General features: G+C 62.6%; 22 protein-coding genes. 5 read left to right on the top strand and 17 right to left on the bottom strand.

Annotated elements, in window-relative coordinates:
- Positions 1 to 719: 719 nt before the first annotated feature.
- The 9 genes from ACYASU_RS12445 to ACYASU_RS12405 form a co-directional block, all read right to left on the bottom strand.
- The gene (locus tag ACYASU_RS12445; RefSeq protein ID WP_463582985.1) at positions 720 to 1,775 is read right to left on the bottom strand and encodes a permease; all 1,056 of its coding nucleotides are present in this window, start codon (positions 1,773 to 1,775) and stop codon (positions 720 to 722) included.
- Between the two features lie 84 nt (positions 1,776 to 1,859).
- Positions 1,860 to 3,452, bottom strand: a complete 1,593-nt coding sequence (locus ACYASU_RS12440; protein WP_463582984.1) for an ABC transporter ATP-binding protein — start codon at positions 3,450 to 3,452, stop codon at positions 1,860 to 1,862.
- Between the two features lie 8 nt (positions 3,453 to 3,460).
- Positions 3,461 to 4,483 carry an ABC transporter permease gene (locus tag ACYASU_RS12435; protein ID WP_463582983.1) on the bottom strand — a complete coding sequence of 341 codons (1,023 nt, stop codon included), beginning with the start codon at positions 4,481 to 4,483 and terminating at the stop codon, positions 3,461 to 3,463.
- Entirely contained in the window at positions 4,483 to 5,553 is a 1,071-nt protein-coding gene (locus ACYASU_RS12430; protein ID WP_192172032.1) for a microcin C ABC transporter permease YejB, read from the bottom strand. Before ACYASU_RS12430 ends, ACYASU_RS12435 begins: the two co-directional genes overlap by 1 nt.
- A gap of 1 nt (position 5,554) precedes the next feature.
- Positions 5,555 to 7,495 carry an extracellular solute-binding protein gene (locus tag ACYASU_RS12425; protein WP_463582982.1) on the bottom strand — a complete coding sequence of 647 codons (1,941 nt, stop codon included), beginning with the start codon at positions 7,493 to 7,495 and terminating at the stop codon, positions 5,555 to 5,557.
- A gap of 60 nt (positions 7,496 to 7,555) precedes the next feature.
- The gene (locus ACYASU_RS12420) at positions 7,556 to 10,294 is read right to left on the bottom strand and encodes a TonB-dependent receptor (protein WP_463582981.1); all 2,739 of its coding nucleotides are present in this window, start codon (positions 10,292 to 10,294) and stop codon (positions 7,556 to 7,558) included.
- A 216-nt stretch (positions 10,295 to 10,510) separates the two neighbouring features.
- Positions 10,511 to 10,912 carry an ExbD/TolR family protein gene (locus ACYASU_RS12415; RefSeq protein ID WP_463582980.1) on the bottom strand — a complete coding sequence of 134 codons (402 nt, stop codon included), beginning with the start codon at positions 10,910 to 10,912 and terminating at the stop codon, positions 10,511 to 10,513.
- Complete coding sequence (locus ACYASU_RS12410) at positions 10,912 to 11,619, bottom strand: MotA/TolQ/ExbB proton channel family protein (protein WP_172612468.1); 708 nt, start codon at positions 11,617 to 11,619, stop codon at positions 10,912 to 10,914. Before ACYASU_RS12410 ends, ACYASU_RS12415 begins: the two co-directional genes overlap by 1 nt.
- A 52-nt stretch (positions 11,620 to 11,671) precedes the next feature.
- Positions 11,672 to 12,532, bottom strand: coding sequence for an energy transducer TonB (locus ACYASU_RS12405; protein WP_463582979.1), 861 nt, complete (start codon positions 12,530 to 12,532; stop codon positions 11,672 to 11,674).
- A gap of 1,199 nt (positions 12,533 to 13,731) precedes the next feature.
- Between ACYASU_RS12405 and ACYASU_RS12400 the strand changes: the two genes are divergently transcribed.
- On the top strand, positions 13,732 to 14,847 hold the full coding sequence (locus ACYASU_RS12400; protein WP_463582978.1) for a DUF2817 domain-containing protein: 1,116 nt from the start codon (positions 13,732 to 13,734) through the stop codon (positions 14,845 to 14,847).
- Between the two features lie 119 nt (positions 14,848 to 14,966).
- Here the strand turns inward: ACYASU_RS12400 and ACYASU_RS12395 are convergent, their stop codons facing one another.
- Both ACYASU_RS12395 and ACYASU_RS12390 read right to left on the bottom strand, forming a co-directional pair.
- On the bottom strand, positions 14,967 to 15,809 hold the full coding sequence (locus ACYASU_RS12395) for an NAD-dependent protein deacetylase (RefSeq protein ID WP_463582977.1): 843 nt from the start codon (positions 15,807 to 15,809) through the stop codon (positions 14,967 to 14,969).
- 376 nt (positions 15,810 to 16,185) lie between these two features.
- On the bottom strand, positions 16,186 to 17,010 hold the full coding sequence (locus tag ACYASU_RS12390; RefSeq protein ID WP_442969470.1) for an HDOD domain-containing protein: 825 nt from the start codon (positions 17,008 to 17,010) through the stop codon (positions 16,186 to 16,188).
- A gap of 280 nt (positions 17,011 to 17,290) precedes the next feature.
- Between ACYASU_RS12390 and ACYASU_RS12385 the strand changes: the two genes are divergently transcribed.
- Together ACYASU_RS12385 and ACYASU_RS12380 are read left to right on the top strand one after the other, a co-directional pair.
- A complete protein-coding gene (locus tag ACYASU_RS12385; RefSeq protein ID WP_192172026.1) occupies positions 17,291 to 18,310 on the top strand; it encodes a branched-chain amino acid aminotransferase in 1,020 nt (339 codons plus the stop codon).
- A 228-nt stretch (positions 18,311 to 18,538) separates the two neighbouring features.
- On the top strand, positions 18,539 to 19,780 hold the full coding sequence (locus ACYASU_RS12380; protein ID WP_463582976.1) for a serine hydrolase domain-containing protein: 1,242 nt from the start codon (positions 18,539 to 18,541) through the stop codon (positions 19,778 to 19,780).
- 120 nt (positions 19,781 to 19,900) lie between these two features.
- Here the strand turns inward: ACYASU_RS12380 and ACYASU_RS12375 are convergent, their stop codons facing one another.
- The 5 genes from ACYASU_RS12375 to ACYASU_RS12355 all read right to left on the bottom strand — a co-directional run bounded on the left by ACYASU_RS12375 (position 19,901) and on the right by ACYASU_RS12355 (position 23,639).
- Positions 19,901 to 20,827 (bottom strand): LysR substrate-binding domain-containing protein, encoded by a 927-nt coding sequence (locus tag ACYASU_RS12375; RefSeq protein ID WP_463582975.1) that lies wholly within the window; start codon positions 20,825 to 20,827, stop codon positions 19,901 to 19,903.
- Between the two features lie 24 nt (positions 20,828 to 20,851).
- Complete coding sequence (locus ACYASU_RS12370; RefSeq protein WP_463582974.1) at positions 20,852 to 21,781, bottom strand: AEC family transporter; 930 nt, start codon at positions 21,779 to 21,781, stop codon at positions 20,852 to 20,854.
- Positions 21,782 to 21,950: 169 nt separating this feature from the next.
- Positions 21,951 to 22,271 carry an RcnB family protein gene (locus ACYASU_RS12365; protein WP_463582973.1) on the bottom strand — a complete coding sequence of 107 codons (321 nt, stop codon included), beginning with the start codon at positions 22,269 to 22,271 and terminating at the stop codon, positions 21,951 to 21,953.
- 82 nt (positions 22,272 to 22,353) lie between these two features.
- Positions 22,354 to 22,662, bottom strand: coding sequence for an RcnB family protein (locus ACYASU_RS12360; RefSeq protein WP_192172021.1), 309 nt, complete (start codon positions 22,660 to 22,662; stop codon positions 22,354 to 22,356).
- Between the two features lie 119 nt (positions 22,663 to 22,781).
- Positions 22,782 to 23,639, bottom strand: a complete 858-nt coding sequence (locus tag ACYASU_RS12355) for an SDR family oxidoreductase (RefSeq protein WP_463582972.1) — start codon at positions 23,637 to 23,639, stop codon at positions 22,782 to 22,784.
- A gap of 84 nt (positions 23,640 to 23,723) precedes the next feature.
- On the opposite strand from ACYASU_RS12355, the gene ACYASU_RS12350 reads away from it, so the two are divergent.
- A complete protein-coding gene (locus ACYASU_RS12350; protein WP_463582971.1) occupies positions 23,724 to 24,137 on the top strand; it encodes a winged helix-turn-helix transcriptional regulator in 414 nt (137 codons plus the stop codon).
- 116 nt (positions 24,138 to 24,253) lie between these two features.
- Here ACYASU_RS12350 and ACYASU_RS12345 read toward each other — a convergent pair whose 3' ends face one another.
- Positions 24,254 to 25,438, bottom strand: coding sequence for an MFS transporter (locus tag ACYASU_RS12345; RefSeq protein ID WP_463582970.1), 1,185 nt, complete (start codon positions 25,436 to 25,438; stop codon positions 24,254 to 24,256).
- Positions 25,439 to 25,544: 106 nt separating this feature from the next.
- Here ACYASU_RS12345 and ACYASU_RS12340 point away from each other — a divergent pair, with 106 nt between their 5' ends.
- Positions 25,545 to 26,486, top strand: coding sequence for a LysR substrate-binding domain-containing protein (locus ACYASU_RS12340; protein ID WP_463582969.1), 942 nt, complete (start codon positions 25,545 to 25,547; stop codon positions 26,484 to 26,486).
- The last annotated feature ends 19 nt before the right edge of the window (positions 26,487 to 26,505 follow it).

The following is a 26,505-nucleotide window of genomic DNA, read 5'->3' as shown; positions in this document are numbered from 1 at the left end:
ATACCCTCACTCCGACGACGCTCCGTGGGCCCGCGCCGAACGGACATCCATGTCCTAGCGGCGCTCTCGCGGCATCCATGCCGCTCGGCCCACTCCGCGTCGTCTGCGTTCAGCCTGCACCCAAGTCGCGATTGGCGGTGACTGGGCGTTATGTGTATGAAGATCAAGATCAAAAGCTTCCCGGCTGAAGCCGGTCCTTCAGTCGGAGCCAATCCCACTGGATGCATGCGCTGCTGTTAGTGGGACCGGCTTTAGCCGGGAAGAGGCCAGCCCAGGCGCCAGCAATTTTGCTGATCTCACACCCATCCTGTGGGAGCGAGCTTGCTCGCGAATGCTTTATCTCGCACACCTGATATTCGGTGGATGTACCAACCCCTTCGTGAGCAAGCTCACTCCCACAAGTCCTTAGCGACTGATCTGCTCTTGATCTTGATCTTGATCTTCTTCCGCAATGGGTCAAACACCACAAACCGCGACTTGGGTGCAGGCTGAACGCAGGTTTCGCGGAGTGGGCCGAGCGGCATGGATGCCGCGAGAGCCGCCCCCCGCCATGGATGGCGGCGGGCCCACGGAGCGAGACCGGAGTGAAGGAACCCCGAGGTACGAGGGGCCAAACCAGGAGCAAGCCCCCTTGGTTACTTGGGGGGCTTTTTCCAAGTAACTCGCCGAAGGCGAAACAGTCTGCCCCCAGGCAGACGCGTGTGATCTTGATCTCAGCCTTACAACAAAGCGGCGCCGACCAGGCCACTCAGGACCCCGACCAGCATGGTCAACACCCCAACGGTCACCAGCACCTTGGCGTCGAAAGACTTACGCAGCATCAACAACGACGGCAGGCTCACGCTCGGCAGGGTCATCAGCAACGCCACCGCCGGCGCAGTGCCCAGGCCCAGGTTCAGCAGCGTCTGCACGATCGGGATTTCGGCGGCGGTCGGGATCACAAACAACGTGCCGACAATCGCCAACGGCACCAGCCACAACAGGCTGTTGCCCATCGCGCCGTCAACGTGAGGGAACAGCCAGACCCGCGCGGCGCCGAGAATCAGCACGGCGATGACGTAGATCGGGATGGTGGTCCAAAACAACTGCCAGAGCGTCTTGCCCCAACGCACCAGCAGGCTGCCTTCCTCCGGCGTCTCGGCGTTGGCCACCGCTTCCATCGCCTGTTCAGGCACCACTTCCGGGCGGGAGATGCGTTGCGCGACAAGGGAAACACCGATCACCAGCACCAGGCCCGCCACCAGTCGCAGCACCGTAAAGCCCCAGCCCAGCACGAAACCCATGAACACCAGCGTGGCCGGGTTGAGCACCGGGTTGGCGATCCAGAAGGCCAGCGCCGCGCCTACCGACACGTTCTGCTTGCGCAGGCCCGCAGCCACCGGCGCCGCGCAGCAGCTGCACATCATGCCGGGCAGGGCGAACAGGCCGCCGCGAAGGGTGGAGCCGAGTCCGGCGCGGCCGAACATTTTCAGCAACCAGTCACGGGGAATCAGCACCTGCACCAGCGAGCCGAGAATCACTGCCAGCACGGCGGCCTTCCAGATCGCCAGAAAGTACACCTGGGCGTAAGCCAGAGCGGCGGCCCACGGCGTGGCCGGGTTGTCGTTGATGATCGAGCCGCCGATGTTATGGGTGTCGGCCGCGATGAAGGACTTGAGGTAATACGGCGACCACTTGACGTAGTACAAGCCGATGGCAGCCACCAGCAGGAACGCCAGGGGTTTCCACCAGAACGACCAGCCGCGGCGTTCGGAGGTGAGCGGAAGGGCAGTCATGACAGGCACCAGAGCAGGAAATCGAGGGGGCGCGATGATACGCCGTGGCCGGGCATTATAGTAGGTGTCACAAGGTATGTCGGCTCACGCCCGTCCGCTGAAATCCAGCCCGGAAGCGCGCAGCAGTTCCTGGGTGTAGGGCTGGCGCGGATGGCTGAAAATCTCCCGCGCCGCCCCTTGCTCGACCACTTTGCCGTCCTTGATCACCAGCACGTCATGGGCCAGCGCGTGAACCACCGCCAGGTCGTGGCTGATGAACAGATAACTCAGGCCGTGACGGATCTGCAAATCCCGCAGCAGCGCAATGATCTGTTTTTGCACGGTGCGATCCAGCGCCGAGGTGGGTTCGTCGAGCAGAATCAGCTCCGGTTCCAGCACCAGCGCCCGGGCAATGGCCACCCGCTGGCGTTGACCGCCGGAGAATTCGTGGGGGTAGCGATGGCGGCTGTCCGGGTCGAGGCCGACTTCGCCGAGGACGCGGATGACCGTCTGTTCACGCTCGGCCGGGGTGCCGATGCCGTGGGTCAGCAGCCCTTCGGCGATGATCTGCTGCACCGTCATGCGCGGACTCAAACTGCCGAACGGATCCTGAAACACCACCTGGATGCGCTTGCGCAATGGCCGCATCAACTGCTGGCTGCGCAGGCTCAGCTCCTTGTTGGCGAAGCGGATGCTGCCTTCGGAATCGATCAGTCGCAGGATCGCCTGACCCAAGGTCGATTTGCCCGAGCCGGATTCGCCGACGATCCCCAGGGTCTGGCCTTTCAACAGCTCGAAACTCACCCCGTCCACCGCCTTGATGTACTGCCGCTCGCGTCGCAACAACGGCTTGGCCAGAGGAAACCAGACCTTCAGAGCGTCCACCGACAGCAGCGTTTGAGTGTGCTCGCCGGGCACCGGTTCGCCGTCGGGTTCGGCGTTGATCAGCAGGCGGCTGTAGGGGTGTTGCGGAGTGGCGAACAGCGTCTGGCAGTCGGCCTGCTCGACGATCTCGCCGGCGCGCATCACACAGACCCGCTGGGCGACGCGCCGCACCAGATTGAGGTCGTGGCTGATCAACAGCAGCGACATGCCCAGCCGCTGTTGCAGGGATTTGAGCAGTTCGAGAATTTTCAGCTGCACCGTGACGTCCAGCGCGGTGGTCGGCTCGTCGGCGATCAGCAGCTCGGGCTCGTTGGCCAGGGCCATGGCGATCATCACCCGCTGGCGCTGGCCGCCGGACAGTTGATGGGGCAGGGCCTTGAGCCGCTGCGGCGGGTTTTGAATCCCCACCAGAGCGAGCAATTCCAGGGTGCGCTCCCGGGCGGCCTTGCCCTTGAGGCCCTTGTGCATGGCGAGGATTTCGCCGATCTGTTTCTCCACGGTGTGCAACGGATTCAGCGAGGTCATCGGCTCCTGAAAGATCATGGCGATGCGGTCGCCGCGCAGGCCCCGAAGTTCTTTGTCGCTCGCGTGCAACAGATCGACGCCCTTGTAGCGAATGCTGCCCTGTGTGCTGACGGACTTTGCCGGCAGCAGGCGCAGGATCGAGTGCGCGGTCACCGACTTGCCCGAGCCTGACTCGCCGACCAGCGCCAGACACTCGCCGGGCTGGATGTCGAGGTCGATGCCGTGCACCACTTCGGCACCGTTGAAGGCCACGCGCAGGTTGCGGATCTGGATCAGAGGGTCATTCATGGCAGCGCTCATGTGCGGGGGTCGAGAGCGTCACGGCAGGCTTCGCCGATAAACACCAGTAGCGTGAGGATCAGTGCCAGGGCGCAGAACGCCGTGACGCCGAGCCACGGCGCCTGCAGGTTGCGTTTGGCCTGGCCGATGAGTTCGCCGAGGGACGCGCTTTCGGCGGGCATGCCGAAGCCGAGGAAATCCAGCGCGGTCAGTGTGGCGATGGCGCCGGTAACGATGAACGGCAGGTAGGTGAGGGTGCTGGTCATGGCGTTGGGCAGAATGTGCCGCCACATCAAGGCGCCGTCGCTGAGGCCCAGGGCGCGGGCGGCTTTGACGTATTCCAGGTTGCGTCCACGAAGGAACTCGGCGCGGACCACGTCGACCAGCGCCAGCCAGGAAAACAGCGACATGATCCCCAGCAGCCACCAGAAATCCGGCTCGACGAAGCCCGACAGAATGATCAACAGGTACAGAACCGGCAGCCCCGACCACACTTCCTGCAAGCGCTGGCCGATCAAATCCGCCAGCCCGCCGTAATAGCCCTGAATCGCCCCGGCGAAGACGCCAATCACCGTGCTGATGGCGGTCAGCGCCAACGCAAAGAGGATCGACACGCGAGTGCCGAACAGCACCCGCGCCATGACGTCCCGGGCCTGGTCGTCGGTGCCCAGCCAGTTGCGCGCGCTGGGCGGGCTGGGCGAGGGCTCGCGGAGTTCGTAATTGACCGTGTCGTAGCTGAACGGGATCGGCGCGAAGAGCATCCAGCCGCCCTTGTCGGCGATCAGCTTGCGCACGTAATCGCTGGAGTAGTCCGGCTCGAAAGGCAGCTCGCCGCCGAAATCGGTTTCCAGGTATTGATGCAGGGCCGGGAAGTACAGATCGCCCTGATAGCGGACGATCAGCGGCTTGTCGTTGGCGATCAGTTCGCCGCACAGGCAAATGATCAACAGCGCCACGAACAGCCACAGCGACCACCAGCCACGCCGGTTGGCCTTGAAGTTGGCGATGCGGCGCCGGTTTTGCGGGGAAAACTCGAACATCAGGCGCTCCTCGCGGAAAAGTCGATGCGCGGGTCGACCAGCGTGTAGCACAGGTCGCCCACCAGCTTGATCAACAGGCCGAACAGGGTGAACAAAAACAGCGTACCGAACACCACCGGGTAATCCCGGGACACCGCTGCTTCGTAGCTCATGCGGCCGATGCCATCGAGGCCGAAAATGGTTTCGATCAGCAGTGAGCCGGCGAAGAACACCTCGATCAGCGCCTGGGGAATGCCCGCCACCACCAGCAACATGGCGTTGCGGAACACGTGTCCGTAGAGCACGCGCTGCTCGCTGAGGCCCTTGGCCCGGGCGGTGACCACGTACTGGCGGCCGATCTCGTTGAGGAAGCTGTTTTTAGTGAGGATGGTCAGGGTCGCGAAGCCGCCGATGACCAGCGCGCTGACCGGCAGTACCAGATGCCACAGGTAATCGCGCAGCTTGCCCAGTGGCGAGAGGCTGTCGAAGTCGTCCGAAAACAGACCCTGGGCCGGAAACCAGCTCCAGTAGCTGCCACCGGCGAATACCACGATCAGCAGAATGGCGAACAGAAACGCCGGGATGGCGTAGCCGATGATGATCACCGTGCTGCTCCAGACATCAAAACGGCTGCCATGCAGCACGGCTTTGCGGATGCCCAGCGGGATCGAAATCAGGTAGGTGATCAGCGTCGCCCACAGCCCGAGGGACAGGGTCACCGGCAGCTTTTGCAGAATCAGCCCGGTCACCGTGGCGCCGCGAAAAAAGCTGCTGCCGAAGTCCAGCTGCGCGTAATGGGTGAGCATCAGCCACAGGCGCTCGTGCAGCGGCTTGTCGAACCCGTATTGGTGCTTGATCGCTTCGACCAGCTCCGGGTCCAGCCCTTGGGCGCCCCGGCTGATCCCGCCGGTCGCCGCGACTTCGCCACCGCCGCCACCAATGCCGCCCGTTGGGCCCATGCCCTGAACCCGGGCGATGGCTTGCTCGACGGGACCACCCGGTGCGGCCTGCACGATGAGGAAATTGACCACCAGAATGCACAGCAGCGTGGGAATGATCAGCGCCAACCGGCGCAGGGTGTAGGCGAACATGTCACTGGCCCTCCGTTATCGGTGCAGCATGGGTATTCGCGACGCTGCTTTGGGGCGCCAGACGCGCAGCCATCTGTGCATCGGTCAGTGGCACGCGGCTGACCTCCCACCAGCTTTCCAGCCCGACGTCGTAGACCGGCTCGGTCACCGGCCGGCCAAACCGGTTGGCAAACACCACCGGTGTGCCCTGGGAGTAGTAGTTCGGAATCATGTAGAAACCCCAGAGCAGGACCCGATCCAGCGCCCGCGCGTAATGCAGCATGTCGTTGCGGTTGTTGGCCGCGACCAGGCCGTCGATAAGGCGATCGACCGCCGGATTGCGCAGCACCATGGCGTTGGAACTGCCAACCTGGCGGGCGCTCTGCGAGCCGAACAGGTTGTACAGCTCACGGCCGGGGGAGAGGATCGGATTGCCGTTGGCGGGCAGCGTGACCACGATCATGTCGTAGTCCCGGGCGTTCAATCGGTTCATGTACTGGGCCGAGTCCACGCGACGAAAATTCAGGGTGATGCCGATCTGCGCCAGCACGCGCTTGTAGGGCAGCACCAGCCGCTCGAAACCGCCCTGGCCGTCGAGGAAGGAAAACTCCAGCGGCTGTCCCTCAGCGTTCACCAGCCGGTTGTTCTTCGGGTGCCAGCCGGCGTCGGCCAGCAGCTTGAGGGCCTTGAGCTGTTTGTCGCGGATGTAGCCGCTGCCGTCGGTCTTCGGTGCGCGCCAGACCTGATCGAAGACTTCGTCCGGGATCTGCCCGCGCAGGGGCTCGAGAAGGCTCAGCTCTTGCGCGTCGGGCAGCTCGGTCGCGGCCATTTCGCTCTTCGGGAAGTAGGTTTGTTCGCGCACATAGAAGTTGCGCATGATCTGGCCGTTGACCCACTCGAAATCCCAGAGCATGGCCAGGGCTTCGCGCACGCGGCGGTCCTGGAACATCGGTTTGTCGAGATTGAACACGAAGCCCTGACCGGCCACCGGGCGGCGCCTGGCCAGAATGGTCTTTTGCAGACGGCCGTCCTGCAGGCTCGGCGCGGTGTAGCCAACGACGTAACCGGCCGAGGAGAACTCGCGGTTGTAATCGAAGTTGCCGGCCTGGACCAACTGACGGGCCACGTCGACGTCGCCATAGAAATTCACTGTGAGCGCGTCGAAGTTGTACAGCCCACGGCTGACCGGCAGGTCTTTGCCCCACCAGTCCTTGACCCGCTCGAAGCTGACACTGCGCCCGGCGTCGACCCGCGAGACCCGATACGGCCCGCTGCCTAGTGGCGGTTCGAAGCCGCCGCCCTTGGTGAAGTCGCGGGTTTTCCACCAGTGCTCGGGCAGGATGCGCAGGCTGGCGAGGTCCAGGGCGAGGGTGCGATTGGTGCCGGTCTTGAAATCGAAGCGGATCTGCCCGGGCGCTTCGATCACCGCGTCCTTGACGTCGGCGTACAGCGGCCGATAGCTGAAGCTGCCCTGGGTGATCAGCGTCTGCCAGGTGTAGCGCACGTCTTCGGCGGTGATCGGCGTGCCGTCATCGAAGCGTGCCTTGGGGTTGAGGTAGAAGCGCACCCAGAGATTGTCGGGGTCGCGTTCCATTTTCTCGGCGACCAGCCCGTACACCGTGTAGGGCTCGTCCAGTGAGCGATAGGCCAGGGGCGCATACACCCACGTGTCGATCTGGCTCACGGAAATGCCTTGATCGACGTAGGGCGTGAGGTAGTTGAACTGGCCGATCTCCTCGGACGCGCGGCTCATGGAACCGCCTTTGGGCGCGTCAGGGTCGACGTAATCGAAGTGCTGGAAATCAGCAGGATATTTTGGCGCTTCGCCATAGACGGTCAGTGCGTGCACCGGTGCGGCGAAGACCTGAGGAGCGCCGGACAGCAGCGAAGTAAAAAACAGCACCGTGTACAGCAATGCCACGCCCGGCAAGCGGCGCGGCAAGGAAAAGGGGGTGGCAGACATGCGGACAATCCTTGTGAGCAGCCCGACGCGCCGCAGGAATGGCGCGTCGGGGACTAGCGCTTAGAAGTGATACGTCGCCCGCGCAAACAGCGTGCGGCCCAGTGGGTCGGCGTAACGAGGGTCATAGCCGGACTGGAAGTTGTAGGCCTGGTTGGTGAACGGCGGGTCGCGGTCGAACAGGTTGCGCACGCCGGCATCGACGTCCAGCACCTTCTCGAAGGTGTGGCCCACCGACAGGTCCCACAGCGAGTACGACGGCACGGTGCCGTTGGTGCTGCGGTCGTAGTCGTTGTAACCGCTGGTGAAGCGGTTGGTCAGGGAGGCACGGCTGTCGCCGAGGGTCCAGCTGCCGATCAGCACGTGTTTCCAGCGCGCGATCACGCCATCACCCTGGAAGTCGCCGACCTTGTCGGTGTACGGACCGTCGATGATGTTCTGGAAGTCGTAGCGATTGACGTACGTACCGGTCAGCCCCAGACCGAACTGGCCATACGGCGTGTTCGGGAAGCGGTAGTCCAGGGTCACGTCGACACCGTTGGTCTTGACGATGCCCAGGTTGGAGTTGCCGGTGACGATGTTGGCGATGGAGCCGTCGGCGTTGCGGATGATGCGGTCGCCATACAGATCCGACTGGTCGAACACAGTGGATTCAGGAAACGACTGGATCTGATTGGAGATGTGAATCCACCAGAAATCCAGGCCCATGGAGAGGTTGTTCATCGGTTGATAAACGAAGCCCAGGGTCACGTTGCGGGCTTTCTCCGGGGACAGGCTCGCGTTGCCGCCGCTGCGGTTGAGGAACTGCTGATTACAGTCACGACCCGCCTGACCGCCCGGTTGCACGGTACCGCCGGCGCACAGCGTCGGGTCATCGTAGTAACCCTGGCTGTAGGCCAGACTTTGCGGGGCATACAGCTCGTACAGCGACGGCGCACGGAAGCCTTCGCTGTACGCGCCGCGCATCACCAGCTCTTTGAACGGCTGGAAGCGGAACGAGTATTTCGGGTTGGTGGTGCTGCCGAAGTCGCTGTATTTGTCGTGGCGCACGGCAGCGGTCAGTTCCAGGCTGTCGATGACGGGAACGTTCAGCTCCGCATATTCCGCCTTGACGGTGCGATCGCCGGACACCGAGCCTGCCGAGTCCAGGCCCAGGCTGTTGATGTCGTCAACGAAGTCCTCGTAATCCTGGTGCAGTTTTTCCTTGCGGTATTCGCCGCCCAGGGCCAGGCCGGATTCGCCGGCACCGAACCAGTTGCCGATCTCGCGGCTGATACGTCCATCCACCCCGTAGACACGGCCGACGGCGGTGGAGTATTCGCCGTGGTACGCGGCGTCGTCGATGAATTGCTGACCCGCCGCCGATTGCGGGCCGAACGGGTTGAGCAGACCGCTGGCCAGGCCGGCCTTGAGGGCGGAGTCACTGACGTAACCCGAGGTCACGCTGGAAACGACCTTGCTCTGGTTGTAATTGGCGCCGAGGTTGTAATCCCAGCCGCCGACGGTGCCGTCGAAGGTCAGCAGCAGGCGCTGGTTGGTGTTCTGGTCCTTGCTGCCACGGGGGCCGGCGGCGGTCTCACGCCAAGCGGTGTCCACGGGCTGGGTCGGGTCGAGGGCGAAGTTGTTCGGGCCGGGCGTAATGCCGTTGCCCGGGTAGTAGGGCGAAGACGGGTCGATGCTCAGGCCGGTCAGTGGCGCCGGGCCGATGCTGGTGGCGTTGTTGTTGCGGGCAAAGAAGTATTCGAGGCTGACGTTGTGGTCCTCGGCCAGCTTGCCGGTGGCACGACCGAAGAACGAGGTCTTCTCGGTCTGCGGCACCAGGTCGATGTAATCGCGGGTGCTGAACCGGCACAGCCCGTTCACGCTCACCAGGCCCGATCCGGCGCAGTTCGGTGCGAGGGGGTTGCTGCTGTTGTTGCCCTGATAATAGTTGCCGGGATAAGCGGTGCCGGAGGTCTGGTTGAGGCCGCGGCCCGGGACGTAATCCTTGTCGAAAGAGCGGTCGTTGGCGTCGAGGTTCTGCTGCTTGTTGTAGTTGAACACGCCCATGACGTTGAAGCGGTCTTCGTCCAGATCGCCGAAACCCCAGCTGGCGCTGACGTCCTTGCTGGCGCCGCCACCGCTGGCCGTCGGGGTGTCGCCGCCGAGGCTCAGGGTGCCGTCGGTCAGCGACTTCTTGGTGATGAAGTTGATCACCCCGCCGATGGCGTCGGTGCCGTACAGCGCCGAGGCACCGTCGCGCAGCACTTCGATGCGGTCGATGGCGGCGAACGGAATCATGTTCAGGTCAATGGCGCTGCCGTTGGGCGTGCCAACGCCGGACAAGGCGTTGTTGGCCAGACGGCGGCCGTTGAGCAGGATCAGGGTTTTGTTGGCGCCGATGCCGCGCATGTCAGCATAGGAAGCGCCGCCAGTGGACGCACCGACCGAGCCGGCGCTGTTCATCATCGACTGGCTGCCGGTGATGCGCTGGACCATCTGCTCGGTGGTGGTCACGCCCTGTTTCTTCAGCTCGTCGGCGCGCAGGATGGTCACCGGCACAGCGGTTTCCGCGTCGGCCCGGCGCACGGCCGAACCGGTCACTTCCACCCGTTTGAGCTGGGTGGTCGCCGGCGCAGCAGCCACCGCTGCAGCGGGGACAGCGGCATCACTGCCGGTCGCGGCATCGGCGGCGCTGTCCGTGCTGTCGGCGCCATAGGCCGGGCTCATGCCGACCGCCAGTGCGCAAATCAGCGCACGGGGGTGGCGTTGTACGGCAACAACAAGGGGCTTGAGGGTAAAACCAGGAAAGCTCATCAGCATGGTAGTTTCCGACTTATTCCAGATGTTATTGAAATGGCCTTGTGAGCCCTCGTTGCTCCGAGGCGGTTGTAGCGCTCGGGAATTTCCTTATTTCAAGCAAGCCGCTCCCCTCCGGGGCAAAAACCCGGACGGCGGTGAATCGGGAGTAGGGCGAGCAGCGCCGCAGCGGGTGCGGCGCCTGTTTCAAGCGCAGATCAACTGCCGGTCATGGGCCGATCATTTCGAGGTCATCACTGAAATCTTGGTGATGCCCGAGCGCTCGATCGACGCCATCGCCTTGGCGACCTGGCCGTAGTTGACGTTGGTGTCGGCCTGCAATTGCACGCGCACCTCCGGGTCCTTGGCCTTGACGTCCTTGAGGCTGAGCTCCAGGGATTCCGGCGCAACTTCGGCCTTGGCCAGGTAGAACTTGCCGTCCTGATCAACGCTGACCACCACTGGGTCTTTCTTGTCGGCGGCGGCGACGGCGTCGGTTTTCGGCAGGTTGACCTTGATCGCGTTGGTCATCAGCGGCGCGGTCACGATGAACACCACCAGCAGCACCAGCATCACGTCCACCAGCGGCGTGACGTTCATTTCGCTGAGCACCTCATCGCTGTCTTGAGTGGAGAACGACATCAGCTCGCCTCCCGCACAGCCTGGCTGTGTTTGCTGGCGATGGCCTGACGGTTGATGCTAAAAGCGCTGCGCTGGGCGAGGGCGTCGAAGTCGTGGGCGAAATCATCCATGTCGGCGACGGCGAGCTTGAGGCGCCGCAGGAAGAAGTTGTAGATCAGCACCGCCGGGACCGCGACGGCGATGCCGACCCCGGTGGCAATCAGCGCGTGACCGATGGGGCCGGCCACGGTTTCCAGGCTCGCCGAACCGCTGGCGCCGATGCTTTGCAGCGCTTCCATGATCCCCCAGACGGTACCGAACAGGCCGATGAACGGCGCCGTACTGCCGATACTGGCGAGGATGGCCTGACCGGCTTCAAGTGCGCGGCGTTCTTTCTGGATCTGCTGGCGCAGGTTGCGTTCCAGACGGTCGGAGCGGTTGATGGTGTGGGCGAGCTGCTGGGTGTTGCGCGGTGTTTCGTCGACCGCCATGGCTTCGAAACCGCTGTTGGCGATCCGCGCCAGTGAGCCCGGATATTGGCTGGAGTGCTCGGCGGCGGTGAGCAGATCCGGCGCTGCCCAGAACGCTTTGGCGAACTGTTTGTTTTGGGTCTTTAAGCGCAAGTACTGTGCGGATTTGATCAGCAGCAGTCCCCAGCTCAGCACCGAAAACACCACCAGCGCCCAGAGTACGCCGGGGACAATCATCGAAGAGATCGATTCGTTCATGGTTACACCTCACCCGCTATATAAAGAGTTGTTGTTGATCGGCTGACCGGGTTCATTCGGGCAGCTTGAAGTCGATGGTTTGCGTCGCGAAGCCTTCTATCGGGGTGTCACCGCGCTTGGCCGGAATAAACTTCCAGTTGCGCACCGTCTCTACCGCCGCGTCGTCCAGCACCTGTTTGCCGCTGGATTTGGTCACCTCGACCGTGCCGGCGCGGCCGTTGGGCAGCACCTTGATGCGCAGGATCACGCGGCCTTCCATGCCTTTGCGCAGCGCCGCGCCGGGGTATTCCGGTGGCGGGTTGCCCAGGCTGGCGAGCCCGGAAATCGCCGCCGATTCCTTGACCGGTGCCGCCGGGGCCGCAGCAGGCGCTGGCGGCGCGGGGGATGGCGACGGTGTGGCGGGCGCAGGCGGGCTCGGCGCAGCAGGGGCAGCAGGTGCAGGCGGTGTCGGCTTTTTCACCGGTTCGGGTTTCTTCACCGGCTTGGGCTTCTCGACCTTGGGTTTTTCCACCGGCTTCTCGACAGGCTTCTCCACCGGTTTCGGCGGCGGCTTGATCGCGTCGGGGTCCTCGACCGGTTGCTCCGGTTCAGGGGGCGGCGGGGGCGGTGGCGGCGGTTCAGGCGGAGGCGGCGGTGGTGGCGGCTCCGGGGTTGGCGGTGTCGGGCTGGTCAATTCCACGGTCATCTCGGGCACTTGCGGCGCAACTTCCGGGACGTCGGCTTTTGCGGTCTGCATATACCACCAGATAGCGCCGTGAATAAGGACCGAGGCGGCAATCAATATCAACACGTGCGTCCGGCTTAGTTCACCCGGACGCGATGTGTTTTCCTTGAAAGGAATACGCGGCCAGGCCATGGACAGTGCGTCCGGCGCCGGGTCAGGTATGGCTTTCGTTTTTACCGCGTCATTCATTAAAGCTCCCTCGGGTGGTTGAAGGGCAATAAGGGTCCGTTCAAACAAGTCACCCTGTTTGAAGTTGACGTCCGTGCTTTCGCAAAGCACGAGGTTTGGGGAGCAGGTCGTTGAAGAACCACTCTTATAACTGCCGTTGCAGCGTGGGCTATGGAGACGACATTGCAGTTCCCTGATTTCTTGTTGAGTACGAAGAAGTACGTCTTTATTTCAGAATGACTACGTAACGATCATCGCTATTGCAACCGCTATGCCAGTGCAGGGCTCTAGCCTGCTGTTTCCGGGCTGGGGCGGGTCGATGTCGCATTCCTGTAACTTTTTAGCGAATTTCGTCGAGTCTGGGTCAGTTCGCTCTGTAGAGGCAGGGTAAGTTGCTGAACCAAAGGGCGAACCTATCCACTCAGGTTCACCGCGTGTCTGCACGGTGACCTGTTCCGATTCAATCAGAAGTGCGCTGCACCAAACGTGATTAAGTGGGTGCAAGTTGGTGCGTGAGTGCTTACGTGATCATTGCGATAAGTCCTTAAAGTGTGACTTGTCAGTCATGGTGTGAATGGTGTTTAACAGTGGCGCACACTTCCTGAAAATGATCACTGATCGTTTTTAGTGTGTGTGGATCAACAGCGATCCCTGTTGCGCGTTATTCAAATCGTTAAGTGAGCAGGCGCATCTGTGCCGAAAAGAAACAATAAAAAGTGGCCGCCGGATCGCTATAACAGCGACAGCCATTGACGCAAAACAAATGTGGGGCACCGCAGCGAATTGACGCTGGGTTTCAGCCGGAGCGCTGAAGGGAGATGGAGCGGATGGCTGGCTCGCTGACGGAGGCGAGCAGCGGAGAAGGCAAGGCGCGGCGTGGGCGGATCGGGTGTGAAATGCGCATGTCTGGCACGAATCGAATTCCTTATCGACGGACGCCAGACTTCTGGTCGGCGTCCTGCACTGTTTCGGACGGGGTAGTGTCCGGTTCCTGCACACGGGTGCGTGGTGCGCACCGTTTGGCAGCGTAGACTCGCGGCAGCCGGGGCTGGATGCGAAGCGTTTTCGTGGTACTGACGTTCCACAAGACAAACACTAGAAAGAAGTGTGCCAAAACGTGTCCGGTTGTAACATTTCTGACGCAGTGTCCTTTCTGCGCGGCGTTCCGGCTGTCTATTCCGGGCCTATACGCGCGGTGTCATCGATTCTGGAGTGCATCAATGAGCCACTTTTTCCCAGTTCGTCCGGGTTATCGCCAGCTTCGCGAGCGCTTCATTGCGGCAGCCACGGCGGCTGGCGCGCGGTTGAGTGAATACGTCCACCCGCTGTCGGGCCCTTTTGGCGAGCCGCTGGCCACGGACGTCGCCTGGCTGGGCGATCCGGATGCGCGGCGGGTGTTGGTGGCGCTGAGTGGCACCCATGGCGTCGAAGGCTATTACGGTTCCGACTGCCAGAGCCGCTGGCTCGAGGGTTTTGATCCACGCGCGCTGCCCGAGGGCGTTGCGGTCCTGATGATTCACCTGATCAACCCTTGGGGCACGGCGTGGATGCGCCGGGTCAACGAGGACAACCTCGATCAGAACCGCAACTACCTGGACTTTAATCAGCCGCTGCCGGACAACCGCGCCTACGCCGACGTCCACGGGATTTACGCCTGCGAGCAGCTGCGCGGGCCAAAGCGCGATCAGGCTGATGCGTTGTTTCAGGCGTCGATCGAGGCGCGGGGTTGGGCAGGGCTGATGTCGGTGGTCGAGGCGGGGCAGTACGCATTCCCCGATGGGCTGTTTTTCGGCGGCAGCGGGCCGAGCTGGTCCAATCGCACCCTGCGCAGCATCGTCGGGCGATACCTGCAGGACGCCGAGGTGGTGACCTGCTTCGACCTGCACACCGGCGCGGGGGATTACGGTCATCCGATGCTGATGAGCATCGTCGAGTCAGCCTACCCGGCGCTGGAGGATGCGAAAGCGTTGTTCGGGCCGTGGCTGTTCACGCTGATCACCGGCGCTAATCGGGTCAGCGAAACCGGTGTCGCGGCGACCTCGACCGGCTATACCTCGCAGATGCTCCTCGACGCCTTGCCGGGCGTGCACCTGATGCCGTTTGTAATAGAGTGCGGCACGTACCCGGGTGCAGAAGTGCATGGGCATTTGCGTGATGATCACTGGCTGCACCTGCACGGCGATCCCCTGGACGAGACCGGTCGACGGATCAAGGAAGGGCTGCTGGAGCAGTTTTACCCGGCGGACCCGGACTGGCAGGAAGTGGCGTGGGTGAGGACGCGGCAGGTGTGGGACAGGGCGCTGGCGGCGTTGTCGGGGATTCGCGCAATCAGATGAGGGATCGGGCAAGGTGGGAGCGGACTTGCTCACGATATAGGGTGGGCCAGCCGCTAAATCTTCAGCGACTGAAATGCCGTCTTCGTGAGCAAGCTCACTCCCACATGTCGTGCTGCCCGCTAACCCTGTAACAGCCGCTGGGCCAACGCTGGCAACAGCACCTCGCATGACGCTTCGATCTTGAGATCCAGCAGATCATCCGCCCGGGTTTTGCCCAGGTTGATGGCGATCAGCGGTTTGCCCTGATCCTTGATCGCGCGGCACAGGCGGAAGGCGGAGAAGGCCATCAGCGACGACCCCACCACCAGCAGTCCCCGGGCTTCTTCCACCCGATGCATGGCCTTGGCCGCCGTGGGTGGCGCCACGTTTTCGCCGAAAAACACCACGTCCGGCTTCATTCGCTCGCCGCCGCAGTGGGGGCAGTGCGGCACCTGGAAGCGTTCTTCGAAGGCGGGGTCCAGCAAAGTGTCGCCATCCGGCGCCTGCACCGCATCGACGCCCGCCAGGTACGGGTTTTGCTCGATCAGGGTCAACTGAATGATGTCGCGTTCGGTGCGGTGGTGGCAGTCCAGGCACAGCACCCAGTGCAGACTGCCGTGCAATTCCACGACGTCATGACTGCCGGCCTGATCGTGCAAGGTATCGACGTTCTGAGTGATCACCCCGCTGATGAGATCGTGCTGCTGCAAACGGGCAATCGCTTCGTGGGCCGGATTGGGTTGGGCGGCGCGAACCCGGGGCCAGCCGAGCATCGCCCGTGCCCAGTAGCGACGTCGGGCCTCGGGCGCATTGAGGAATTCCTGAAACATCATCGGCTGCCGACCCCGCCGCACGCCCTCGCTGTCGCGGTAATCCGGAATACCGGACGACGTGCTGATCCCGGCGCCGGTCAGCACGAGGAACGAGCGGTCGTGCATCCAGTGCAGCAGGGTGTCGACGTGGGTGTCAGGAACATCAGGCATGCACAGGTTCTCAAGAGCGGCTGTGCGCTGATACTAGTGTGACAGGCTTCAGCCGGGAAGAGGCCTCGGTCAGCACCCTCAATTTTGCAGCGTGACAACTGACGCCTTCCCGGCTAAAGCCGGTCCCACAGTCGAGGTCACCGCCGGTTTTTCTGGATGTACGCGATCCATCAGTGGGACCGGCTTCAGGCGGGAAGAGGCCTCAGTCACCACCCTCAATTTTGCAGCGTGATACCTGACGCCTTCCCGGCTAAAGCCGGTCCCACGGTCGAGGTCACCGCCGGTTTTTGGATGCACGCGATCCATTAGTGGGACCGGCTTCAGCCGGGAAGGGGCCGGTTCAGGCGCCATCCATTTCAGACCATGACCGCTTTCCCTAACTCAACAACTCCGCAAACGCTTTGTCGTCCTCCAACACCTTCGGCAGCGCCGCGAACACCGCATCCAGATCAACCCCCTCCAGCAATGGCCCATCCACTTCCTGCTTCGCCTGCGCCGTGGCGCCGCCGTGATTTTCCAGCGCAGCGGAAATGGTCAATGCCTGGGCAACAATCCGTGGCTGAGTCGCGTCTCCCGGCGCCTGCATGGGCCGCGCCTGATAGGCGATGGCGTTCTGGATGACCTCCGGCAATCCCCAGCGCCGGGCCAGTTCCGCGCCGACTTCCGGGTAACCAAAGCCCAATTGCAAGGTTTCAATCGCCGCACGCCCGGTTGTCCCGGTCTTGGTCACGCTGTTGATGCGCTCGGCAACGGCGGGCGCGCCGGTCTGGATCAGCAGCTCGCCGATGTCATGCATGACCCCACAGGTGAAGGCGATTTCGGCATCGGCGCCGGACTGTTTCGCCAGCAAGCGGCAGATCCCGGCCACTTGAAAGCTCTTCAGCCAGAAGCCCTTCAGGTCAAAACTTGGCCCTGCCTTGAACGCGCCGGTGACTGCGGAGGCCAGCACCAATGTGCGCAGGGTGTTGAAGCCCAGACGCATGGCCGCGTCCTCGATGCTCGACGACTCCCGCGCACCACGAAAGCGCGCGGAGTTGGCCAGCCGCAGAATTTTCGCCGCGATCACCGGGTCTTTTTCGATGTTGCCGGCAATGCTGCCCAGGTCCGACGACGGGCTGTCGAATTGCTTGATCAGGTCTTGCGCCACCTTGGGAATGCTGGGAAGACTGCTCAAATCGGCGAACAACTGATCGATACCCATGGGTGCTGCTCCTGTCTCAGACGATTTACACACCTTAGGCAACATTGGCGAAACTGCACGCGTCCCCGGGCGGTTTTGCTACAGACGGCACAAACCAGGTGGCTCGGGTCGGGCCACAGCGGATCTTTTTCAGCTCATCGGCCGCCGAGGCGGTTTGCAGGGAGAAAAATCAGTAATATGGCGACACACCGGAACGGGTCGCGTCCTGCTCCGGGCCTTATCGATGAAACGCCAGACGCCGGACACTTCCGGCCGCGCTGGCCTGGACATAGAGGGTGTCATGGGTAACGAAAGCATTAACTGGGACAAGCTCGGCTTCGACTACATCAAGACCGACAAACGCTACCTGGCACACTGGCGCGATGGCGAGTGGGACCAAGGCACCCTGACCGAAGACAACGTGCTGCACATCAGCGAAGGCTCGACCGCGCTGCATTACGGCCAGCAATGCTTCGAAGGCCTCAAGGCCTATCGCGCCAAGGACGGCTCGATCAACCTGTTCCGCCCCGACCAGAATGCCGCGCGCATGCAGCGCAGCTGCAGCCGCCTGCTGATGCCCCACGTGCCGACCGAGCAGTTCATCGAAGCGTGCAAGCAAGTGGTTCGCGCCAACGAGCGTTTCATCCCGCCATACGGCACCGGCGGTGCGCTGTATCTGCGCCCGTTCGTGATCGGCGTCGGCGACAACATCGGCGTGCGCGCTGCGCCCGAGTTCATCTTCTCGGTGTTCTGCATCCCGGTTGGCCCGTACTTCAAGGGCGGCATGAAACCCCACAACTTCGTGATCTCCAGCTACGACCGCGCCGCGCCACAAGGCACCGGCGCTGCGAAAGTCGGCGGTAACTATGCCGCGAGCATGATGCCGGGCAGTGAAGCCAAGAAAGCCAACTTCGCCGACGCCATCTACCTCGATCCGCTGACCCACAGCAAGATCGAAGAGGTCGGCTCGGCCAACTTCTTCGGGATTACCCACGACGACGAGTTCATCACGCCGAAATCGCCGTCCGTGCTGCCAGGCATCACTCGCCTGTCATTGCTCGAACTGGCGCAGAGCCGCCTGGGCCTGAAGGTCATCGAAGGCGAGGTGTTCATCGACAAGCTCGACCTGTTCAAGGAAGCCGGCGCGTGCGGCACCGCTGCGGTGATCACCCCGATCGGCGGCATCAGCTACAAAGACAAGCTGCACGTGTTCCATAGCGAAACCGACGTCGGTCCCGTGACCCAGCGCCTGTACAAAGAGCTGACCGGCATTCAGTACGGCGACATCGAAGGCCCGGCGGGCTGGATCGTCAAAGTCTGATTCGACGCGTCCTGCCAGCCTGAAAAACCACCGCCTTCGTGCGGTGGTTTTTTTTGCCTTCGATTCGGTCAGGTGCGCAATCGCAGACGTCAGGGTAGGAAACCACTGAACGGTTCACCCGGTGCAATACCGGTGAGTGGGCTATGGTTCAAGCGCGCACGTTCTTTCAGTCGGATCGGTTTTAGCCGGAACTTCAGCGTCCATCGACGACAAAAAAAAGGATACGTCATGCACTCAACCGTCTCCCGTCCTGCCGCTTTCAACCGGCCGCTGACCCTGTCCCTCGGTCTGCTCGCTGCCGTATTTGTTTCCACTGCTTGTGCAAACGACTACCCCCACGCCCAGGAACCCATCGGCACGGTCGAGCAGATCTACGACGGCGCCATGCTCCCGGACCTGGCGGTCAGCACCTATCGCAATATCGGCCGGCTGTTTCCCACCCACACCATCCAGGCGGGCGATCATCCCTATGCACTGCCGAAGTCGGAGCGACAACTGCCCAACGTGCGCTTCACCGTCGAGGGCAAAAAGTACGACCTGTACGACTTCGTGGCGCTGGACAGTATTACCGCGATGCTGGTGATCAAGGACGGCAAGATCGTCTTCGAGACCTATCAGCGCGGCAACACCGAGAAAACCCGCTGGATGTCGATGTCGATGGCCAAATCCATCACCTCGACCCTGACCGCGGCGGCAATCAAGGATGGCCTGATCAAGGGGCTTGACGCCCAAGTGGTCGATTACGTGCCGGCCCTCAAAGGCAGCGCCTACGACGGGGTGACCGTGCGCAACGTGCTGATGATGTCCTCAGGGGTGAAGTGGAACGAAACCTACACCGATCCGGCGTCGGATCGGCGGGCGTTGCTCAAGGCGCAGATTTCCCAGCAGCCCCATTCGGCCATGGCGCTGATGGCGAGCCTGCCGCGCGCAGCGGAACCCGGCACGGTGAACAATTACAGCACCGGCGAAACCCAGGTCCTTGGCGAGATTGTGCGGGGCGCGGTGAAGATGCCGCTGGCCGAGTACCTGTCGAAGAAAATCTGGCAGCCGTTCGGCATGGAAAGCGACGCGACCTGGTGGCTGGACTCCCCTGACGGCATGGAGATCGGCGGCAGCGGCATCAGCGCCACCCTGCGGGATTACGGGCGCTTCGGCCTGTTCTTCATGAACGATGGCAAGATCAACGGCACTTCGATCCTGCCCGATGGCTGGGTCAGGGAGGCGACGCTGCCGACCACCCTCAAGGGCGGCAAGAGTCTGGATTACGGTTATATGTGGTGGACGGCCTGGACCGCACCCTCTGTGAAGGACGGCGCCTATTCCGCAGTCGGCATCCAGGGACAGAACATTTACGTTAACCCGGCCAACAATGTGGTGATCGTCACCTTCGGCGCGCAGCCCAAGCCGGTGGACAAAGAACCCATCGACCCGATGGCCTTCTTCGATGCGGTGGTCGCGGCGTTGAAGTGATGGCTGGTAGGAGAGGCTCAACCGGTCCGCTGGATCAACGCGTTCCCCGTGGGACCGGCTTTAGCCGGGAAGAGGCCGGTAGGTGCGCTACGAATTTCTCGGTGTGACGCCCAATGCTTCCTAAAGCCGCCCCCGCGAGCCCTTCGACATCACCCCATATTCCCCCAGCAATTGCTCCAGCCAATCCATGAACACCCGGCACCGCTGGGGCAGATGGCGGCGATGGGCGTAGAGCAGCGACACCGGCATCGCCGTTGGCCGGTACTCGGGGAGGATTTCGATCAAGGCGCCGCGTTGCTGCTGGTAAGCGTCAGCCAGGCGCGGAATCTGGATGATCCCCAGCCCGCCGACACACGCCGCCTCGTAGGCTTCAATGTTGTTCACCGTCACACTGCAGGGCATCGACACATGGAAATCCTTGCCCTCGCGGCAATACTCGAATAACGATTCGGCAGCGCCGAAAGCCGGTGCGTAGTTGATGAGCCGATGCTGCTGCAGGTCTTCCAGATTCTGCGGAATCCCGAACCGCTCGGCATAGCTCTCGCTGACGCAGTTGATCATCCCGAACAGGCCGACGTTGCGTGCGATCAGCGGCGTGTCCGGCAGGGCGCCAATGCGCAGCACGCAATCAAAGCCCTCGCGGACCAGATCAACGCGCCGGTCGGTGCTGCTGATTTCAAGCTCGATCAGCGGGTGCCGCTCAAGGAATTCACCCAGCCGTGGCATAACCAGGCGCCGGGCAATGGCGGTGGGCATGTCCACCCGCAGCCGTCCGCTGAGCGCCGAGTTGTCCTGGCGGAACAGGCCCTCCAGCTCGTCCATCTGACTGAGCACATCCTTGCTGCGCTCATACAGCGCCTGGCCATCGGGGGTCACCTGCACCTTGCGCGTGGTGCGCAGGAGCAGTCGTGCGCCGAGCAGTTCTTCGAGGCTGCGCACATGCTCCGACACCGTCGAGCGCGGCAGGCCCAAGGCGTCGCCGGCGTGGGTGAAGCTCGACAGCTCGGCGACCCTGACGAAGGTTTTCAGCAAATCCAGCTTGTTCATTGCGATGCACCTATCCTGTGCCCGTCAACCGTTGATGTAGTAAATGCACAGCGACAGCGTCACCAGCGAGCCCAGCGTCGAGATCAGAATCGTGCTCGACACCACCGACGCCTCGCGCTTGTAGTACTCGGCCAGCATGAACGGCCCGGTGCCGGTGGGCAGGGCGCTCAACAGCAGGGCAGAGTTGGCCCACAGCGGCGGCAGGTGAAAGACCCGAAAGGCCAGAAACCAGGTCAGCAGCGGGTGAGCAATCAGTTTGATCAGCACCAGCAGCGTCGTGCCCTCACGGGGGCCTTGCTGTTTCTGAGCGAGAAACAGGCCCAGGGAAATCAGCGCACAGGGCGTCGTCGCGGCACCCAGCAGGCTGAGAAATTTATCCAGCGCGCCCGGCAATGCCACGCCGGTCGACGCCCAGCAGGCGCCCAGTATCGGCGACACCACCAGCGGGTTTTTCGCCAGTGCCAGCAGCACTTTAAGCACGATGCGGTGCACCCGGGCCTCGCTTTGCAACCCGATTTCGATGCACACCAGAGCGATGCCGAACACTACGCAGACCACCAGCAACGAGGCGATGAGCGCCGGTTCCAGGCCGTCCTGCCCCAGCACCATGACGCAAAGCGGAATGCCGATGTAGCCGGTGTTGGCGTAGGAGGCGCTGAGGGCGTCGATGCTGGCATCGGCGAAATGGCCGGCCTTCCGGCGCCGCAGCAGCAGGGTAATGACGAACATCGCCAGGGTCGACAGGGTGAAGGTCAGCACGAAACCCGGGTGCCAGATCTGCGCCCAGGTGGCGTGGGCAGTGGCGGTGAACAGCAGTGCCGGCAAACACAGCCAGACCACCATTCGGTTGATTTCAGAGGCGGCGGTCGGCCCGAGGCGGTTGGTGCGGCGACAGAGGTAGCCCACCAGGATGAGGGCGAAGATGGGCAGCAAGACATTCAAGACGGAAGACATCGAACCCGGGCCTATGGCGCAACAGACAAGAGCCGCAGAGTAGAGGGCGCAATCGTTAGGGTGCAACCTTTCTTGTCAGCCGTGGCAATGGGTGGCGAGCATTTGGAGAAGGGGGGAAGGCGGGAAAGTGCCCGACGGGGGTCAGGCACAGTGGGCGGTACGTCGGTAATCACTTTTTCAGCGGTTTGAGATTGCCCGGCGCGATGTCGAGGACCTTGCCGTCTTCCATGTTGATGAGCGCATATTTATCGCTGATCAGTACCCATTGCGTGCCTTCCTTGGGCGCGGTCAGGCCCTTGCCTTGCCAGTCCTTGACGCCGACGCGCTCGTCTTTGTACAGGTCATGGGTGGTGTCGCCGACCTTGTACTGTTCATTGGTGTGTTCCGCCTGCACGCTTTTGATTGCAGGGGTTTGCGCCATCGCCGCGAAGCTGGTGCCGCTCAGACAAGTGACCACTGCCGCGCAAGCCATCAGTTTTTTGATGTTCATGGGAATTCCTTTGGTCGTCCGTATAGGTTCTTTGACCTGGTGCGCGCCGCACGGACCCGACGCGCTGGGTCAGTGCCCCGGTTTATTTTTCGATCGGGACAATCTTGGTGATCTGGCCGTTGGTGGTTTGCACTTCGACGTATTTGTCGTGGATGCGCGTCCACTGGCTCATTTTGGCCGGTTCTTCCAGACCCTTGGCTTTCCAGTCCTTGATCGCGGCGTCCGGACGCTGGAATTCCTGCGGCGAACGGCTGCCGACTTCGAGCTCCCGCATATTGTCTCGGGAAGGTTGAATGGTCGGCTCCGTTGCGTTGGCGGCCTGGACCGTGAAACTTGCAACGGAAACGCTACCCAGAATCGCCAGACCGGCAATGAGCGATTTGCTGTTCATTCGAAACTCCTTGGCCAGCGCGTGGTGCGCTGTCATTGGTTTCGACCCTGGGGGGCGCAAATCATTCAGTGCCCGTGCTGGCGCGCCGCCCGCGTGCAGCTGCGAGGCGGCAGCGAAGGTTACCGGGGCAGCTCTGCAGCAATGCTCGCCGACAGCGGTGCGGTCGGCCGGCCAATCAGGCGGCTCAACTGGCGACTGTCGTCGAACAGCGCACCCTTGGCCGCAGCGGCATCGGAGTTGGCGAGCAACTCGGCGACGAATTCCGGCAGCCCGGCGTGCAGCAACGCAGCCTTGTAATCGGCCTCGGAAAGATCGGTGTAGACGACAGGCTTGTCGGATTGCTGCGCGATTTGAGCGGCAAATTCCTTCAGCGTGTAGGACTCGTCGCCGGCCAGCTCGTAGACCTTGCCCGCCTGATCCTCAGTGGATGTCAGCACGACGGCCGCTGCCGCTGCGTAGTCTGCCCGGGCGGCGGAGCTGATCCGGCCTTCACCCGCGCTGCCGTAATGGGCGCCGTTCTTCACGGCGTGGGCAACGCCGGCCGTGTAGTTTTCGTGGTACCAGCCATTGCGCAGCACCACCGCCGGAACGCCTGATTGCGCCAGGGCCACCTCGGTCTGCTTGTGTTCTTCGGCCAGGCCCAGCGCCGAGGTATCGGCGTGGAGCACGCTGGTGTAACCCAGCAGTTTCACGCCGGCACGTTTGGCCGCGTCGATCACCGCCTGATGCTGAGCGACCCGCTGGCCCACTTCACTGGATGAGATCAGCAGGACTTTCTCGGCGTCTGCGAAGGCTTGGTCCAGGGTGGTCGGCTGCGCGTAATCGGCCTGGCGAACCTGCACGCCCCTGGCGGCGAGGTCAGCCACTTTTTCCGGATCACGGGCCGCCGCAACGATCTGCGAGGCAGGTACTGTTTCGAGCAGTTGAGCGATGACGAGGCGGCCCAGCTGGCCTGATGCACCGGTGATGACGATCATGATGATTCCCGAACGAAGTTGATTGAGCGATCAGCATAGTCACCGTGCTAACCTTTCGTAAGTACGTACGAAAAGGTAAGTGTCATGAACGATATTGCTTCGCCCTCGGTAGGCTCCGTCTCACTGCTCGAGCGTATTCGTACCGGAGAGGTGCTGGCCCGGGACTGCCCGTCGCGGGAAATCCTCAATCATGTGTGCAGCCGGTGGGGCGTGCTGGTGCTAGTGGTGTTGCTGGACGGCATGCACCGGTTCAGCGAACTGCGGCGCAAAATCGGCGGCGTCAGCGAAAAGATGCTGTCGCAGACGCTGCAGAGCCTGGAACAGGACGGGTTTGTTGACCGCACAGCGCTGCCGGTGGTGCCGCCCCACGTCGAATACCGTTTGACGGCGATGGGGGAGGAGGTCGCCCTGCAGATGGACGGGCTGACCACCTGGATCGAAGACAATCTGCCGCGGATTCTGGCGGCGCGGGAAGGGAAAGCGTCGTCACCTGAGTGACCGGTTCTTCTCATTGGCAGATTCAGGATGCCGCGCTCAAAAAACGGCATCCCGACGCTGCGTGTTCTGCCTGGCAAGGCAGCAGCCCAACATCGCTTGGCTGCCAGACCGAGTCCTTAACGCTCACGCATCATCAACAGCGCAACCACAATCGCCAGGGCAGCGATCCCGGTCGCGATCCAGCCCAGCGACCCCAGTCCGAAATGGCCGATACCCAGCCCGCCAAAAATCGCACCCAAGCCAATGCCCGCGTTGGCCGCCGAAATGTTCATGGTCGCCGCCAGTGCCTGAGCCTTGGCACCGGCCTGCATCACACGCACCTGGCACACCGGAAACAGTGCGGTGTACGCAACGCCCCACAAGACCAGCGCGGCGATCAGCCAGATATGGTCCGTGGCCAATGGAATGGCGGCGGCCATGCCGATACTCAGAATCACCAGGAACAGCACCATCGCGCCCAGCGGGCTGCGATCGACCAACTTTCCGCCCCATTGGTTGCCGATCATGCCGACCGCGCCGAAGCCCATCAGCCACCAGCCGACCTGATTGGTCGGAACGCCGGCCAGGGTCTGGAGGATATCGGCCAGGTAGGTGTAAGCCGTGAACATCGCGGTGAACGCGAGCACCGATAGCAACACGTGGGCGAGGAAGCGTGGCTGTTTGAGGATGTCGGTCTGCTTCTCACCGTGCTTGGCAGGGGAGGAAGGCAAGGTCGGCATGCACAGCTGCATCAGGATGGCGATCACCAGCGAGATGACGGCCAGGACCCAGAAACTGCCGCGCCAGCCGAGGGTGTCGGCGGCGACGGTGCCCAACGGCACACCGAACACCAGGGCGGCGGAAATGCCCAGGTAAACCCGCGACACCGCCTGACCCGATTTGCCGGGTGCTGCCAGTTGCCCGGCAGTTTCGCTGGCGGTGCCCCAGAACACAGGCAGGCCCAACGCCGGAATGAAGCGCGCGAGGGCCATGACCCAGATATTGGTGGACAGCGCCGCCAGCACGTTGGAAGCGGCGAACACCAGCAGGATGATGGTGAATAGTTTCTTGCGCTCGACACCCGCCAGTTTGGCCGTGAGGAACGGCCCGCACAGCATCACGGTAAAGGCGAACAGTGTCACCACTTGGCCAGCCACGGCGATTGACACGCCCAGGTCCTTGGCCATGGCCGGAAGCAGGCCGACGATGAGGAATTCAGTGGTGACGATGATGAATGCAGCGATCGCCATGATCAGGATTTGTATCCCTGATCGGGACGAGGCATCCGGCGCGGAGGCCGTTGCGGAATGTGAAGGTTGCATAGAAGAAGCTCCAATGGACGTTGCCATAGCCTATTGGAGATGTGAGTTCTCATCCGCGACATAAATGACTTACTATCGCGAACTCAGTTCAGCAATGGTAATCGCCGTGTTCTCATCCGAGCGTCTCAAGGGCATTGACGTATTTGTGGCCGTGGCTGATTTCGGCAGCTTCGCCAACGCCGCATTGAAGCTGAACCTGACGGCATCGGCGGTCAGCAAAAGCATCGCCCGCCTGGAGCAGCGATTGGGCCAGCGCCTGTTCAATCGCACCACGCGCCGCCTGGCCCTCACCGAAGCCGGCGTGAAGTTCTACGCCACCTGCAGCGGCGTGCTGGCTGATCTCGAAGAAGCCGAGCTGGCCCTCGCATCGGAGCGGCATGAGCCCCATGGCCGGGTGCGGATCGATTTGCCGGCCTCCTACGGACGTCTCCATGTGTTGCCGCTGATCCTCAACTTTGTCAGGGAATACCCGCTGCTGCAGCCGCACATTTCGTTCTCTGACCGATTTATCGATCCGGTGCATGAAGGCATCGATATCGTGGTCAGAATTGGCGGGCGCGATGCATGGGCGGCGGGGTTGGGGCATCGTTTCATCGGCGCTCAGCGACTGGTGTTCTGCGCCGCGCCGAGTTACATCGCCGACCACGGTCGGCCCGAGACGGACGCCGATCTTGAGCATCATCATTGCATCGCCTACGGCCAGTCCGACGGGCAGGTCGGGCCCTGGTATTTTCGCGGGCGCGTGCCGGGGGATCAGGAGCGGCGCGTCATTCATCCGCGGATCGCCGTCGGCGACGGGGAGGGCGAAGTATCGGCCACGCTGGCCGGGCATGGCATCGCGCAATTGCCGACCTGGCTGGTGCAAACCCACCTCAACGAAGGTCGGCTGGTTGAAGTGCTGCCGGAGCTTGCCACCGATGGACTGCCGATGAATCTGGTCTGGCTGAAAACCCGAGAGGCGCTGCCGAAAGTGAGCATTCTGCTGAAATACCTGAGCGAGCACCTGGCGCCCTACGGCAGCGTCGATTCTGCTACCGGGCCGGTCTGAACGGGGCACACATCGGCGG

Source organism: Pseudomonas sp. HP_12 (genome assembly GCF_055283955.1).
The sequence above is the reverse complement of the archived record's forward strand: the minus strand, read 5'-3'. Positions and strand labels throughout refer to the sequence as shown.

What these genes read in the sequence shown, in the direction of transcription:
- ACYASU_RS12435 (WP_463582983.1), bottom strand. Translation starts at nt 4,483, where the DNA reads ATGTTCGAGTTTTCCCCGCAAAACCGGCGCCGCATCGCCAACTTCAAG.
- ACYASU_RS12365 (WP_463582973.1), bottom strand. Translation starts at nt 22,271, where the DNA reads ATGAACATCAAAAAACTGATGGCTTGCGCGGCAGTGGTCACTTGTCTG.
- ACYASU_RS12385 (WP_192172026.1), top strand. Translation starts at nt 17,291, where the DNA reads ATGGGTAACGAAAGCATTAACTGGGACAAGCTCGGCTTCGACTACATC.
- ACYASU_RS12425 (WP_463582982.1), bottom strand. Translation starts at nt 7,495, where the DNA reads ATGTCTGCCACCCCCTTTTCCTTGCCGCGCCGCTTGCCGGGCGTGGCA.
- ACYASU_RS12430 (WP_192172032.1), bottom strand. Translation starts at nt 5,553, where the DNA reads ATGTTCGCCTACACCCTGCGCCGGTTGGCGCTGATCATTCCCACGCTG.
- ACYASU_RS12420 (WP_463582981.1), bottom strand. Translation starts at nt 10,294, where the DNA reads ATGCTGATGAGCTTTCCTGGTTTTACCCTCAAGCCCCTTGTTGTTGCC.
- ACYASU_RS12395 (WP_463582977.1), bottom strand. Translation starts at nt 15,809, where the DNA reads ATGCCTGATGTTCCTGACACCCACGTCGACACCCTGCTGCACTGGATG.
- ACYASU_RS12405 (WP_463582979.1), bottom strand. Translation starts at nt 12,532, where the DNA reads ATGAATGACGCGGTAAAAACGAAAGCCATACCTGACCCGGCGCCGGAC.
- ACYASU_RS12370 (WP_463582974.1), bottom strand. Translation starts at nt 21,781, where the DNA reads ATGTCTTCCGTCTTGAATGTCTTGCTGCCCATCTTCGCCCTCATCCTG.
- ACYASU_RS12400 (WP_463582978.1), top strand. Translation starts at nt 13,732, where the DNA reads ATGAGCCACTTTTTCCCAGTTCGTCCGGGTTATCGCCAGCTTCGCGAG.
- ACYASU_RS12380 (WP_463582976.1), top strand. Translation starts at nt 18,539, where the DNA reads ATGCACTCAACCGTCTCCCGTCCTGCCGCTTTCAACCGGCCGCTGACC.
- ACYASU_RS12410 (WP_172612468.1), bottom strand. Translation starts at nt 11,619, where the DNA reads ATGAACGAATCGATCTCTTCGATGATTGTCCCCGGCGTACTCTGGGCG.
- ACYASU_RS12445 (WP_463582985.1), bottom strand. Translation starts at nt 1,775, where the DNA reads ATGACTGCCCTTCCGCTCACCTCCGAACGCCGCGGCTGGTCGTTCTGG.
- ACYASU_RS12375 (WP_463582975.1), bottom strand. Translation starts at nt 20,827, where the DNA reads ATGAACAAGCTGGATTTGCTGAAAACCTTCGTCAGGGTCGCCGAGCTG.
- ACYASU_RS12360 (WP_192172021.1), bottom strand. Translation starts at nt 22,662, where the DNA reads ATGAACAGCAAATCGCTCATTGCCGGTCTGGCGATTCTGGGTAGCGTT.
- ACYASU_RS12345 (WP_463582970.1), bottom strand. Translation starts at nt 25,438, where the DNA reads ATGCAACCTTCACATTCCGCAACGGCCTCCGCGCCGGATGCCTCGTCC.
- ACYASU_RS12350 (WP_463582971.1), top strand. Translation starts at nt 23,724, where the DNA reads ATGAACGATATTGCTTCGCCCTCGGTAGGCTCCGTCTCACTGCTCGAG.
- ACYASU_RS12355 (WP_463582972.1), bottom strand. Translation starts at nt 23,639, where the DNA reads ATGATCGTCATCACCGGTGCATCAGGCCAGCTGGGCCGCCTCGTCATC.
- ACYASU_RS12390 (WP_442969470.1), bottom strand. Translation starts at nt 17,010, where the DNA reads ATGGGTATCGATCAGTTGTTCGCCGATTTGAGCAGTCTTCCCAGCATT.
- ACYASU_RS12440 (WP_463582984.1), bottom strand. Translation starts at nt 3,452, where the DNA reads ATGAATGACCCTCTGATCCAGATCCGCAACCTGCGCGTGGCCTTCAAC.
- ACYASU_RS12415 (WP_463582980.1), bottom strand. Translation starts at nt 10,912, where the DNA reads ATGTCGTTCTCCACTCAAGACAGCGATGAGGTGCTCAGCGAAATGAAC.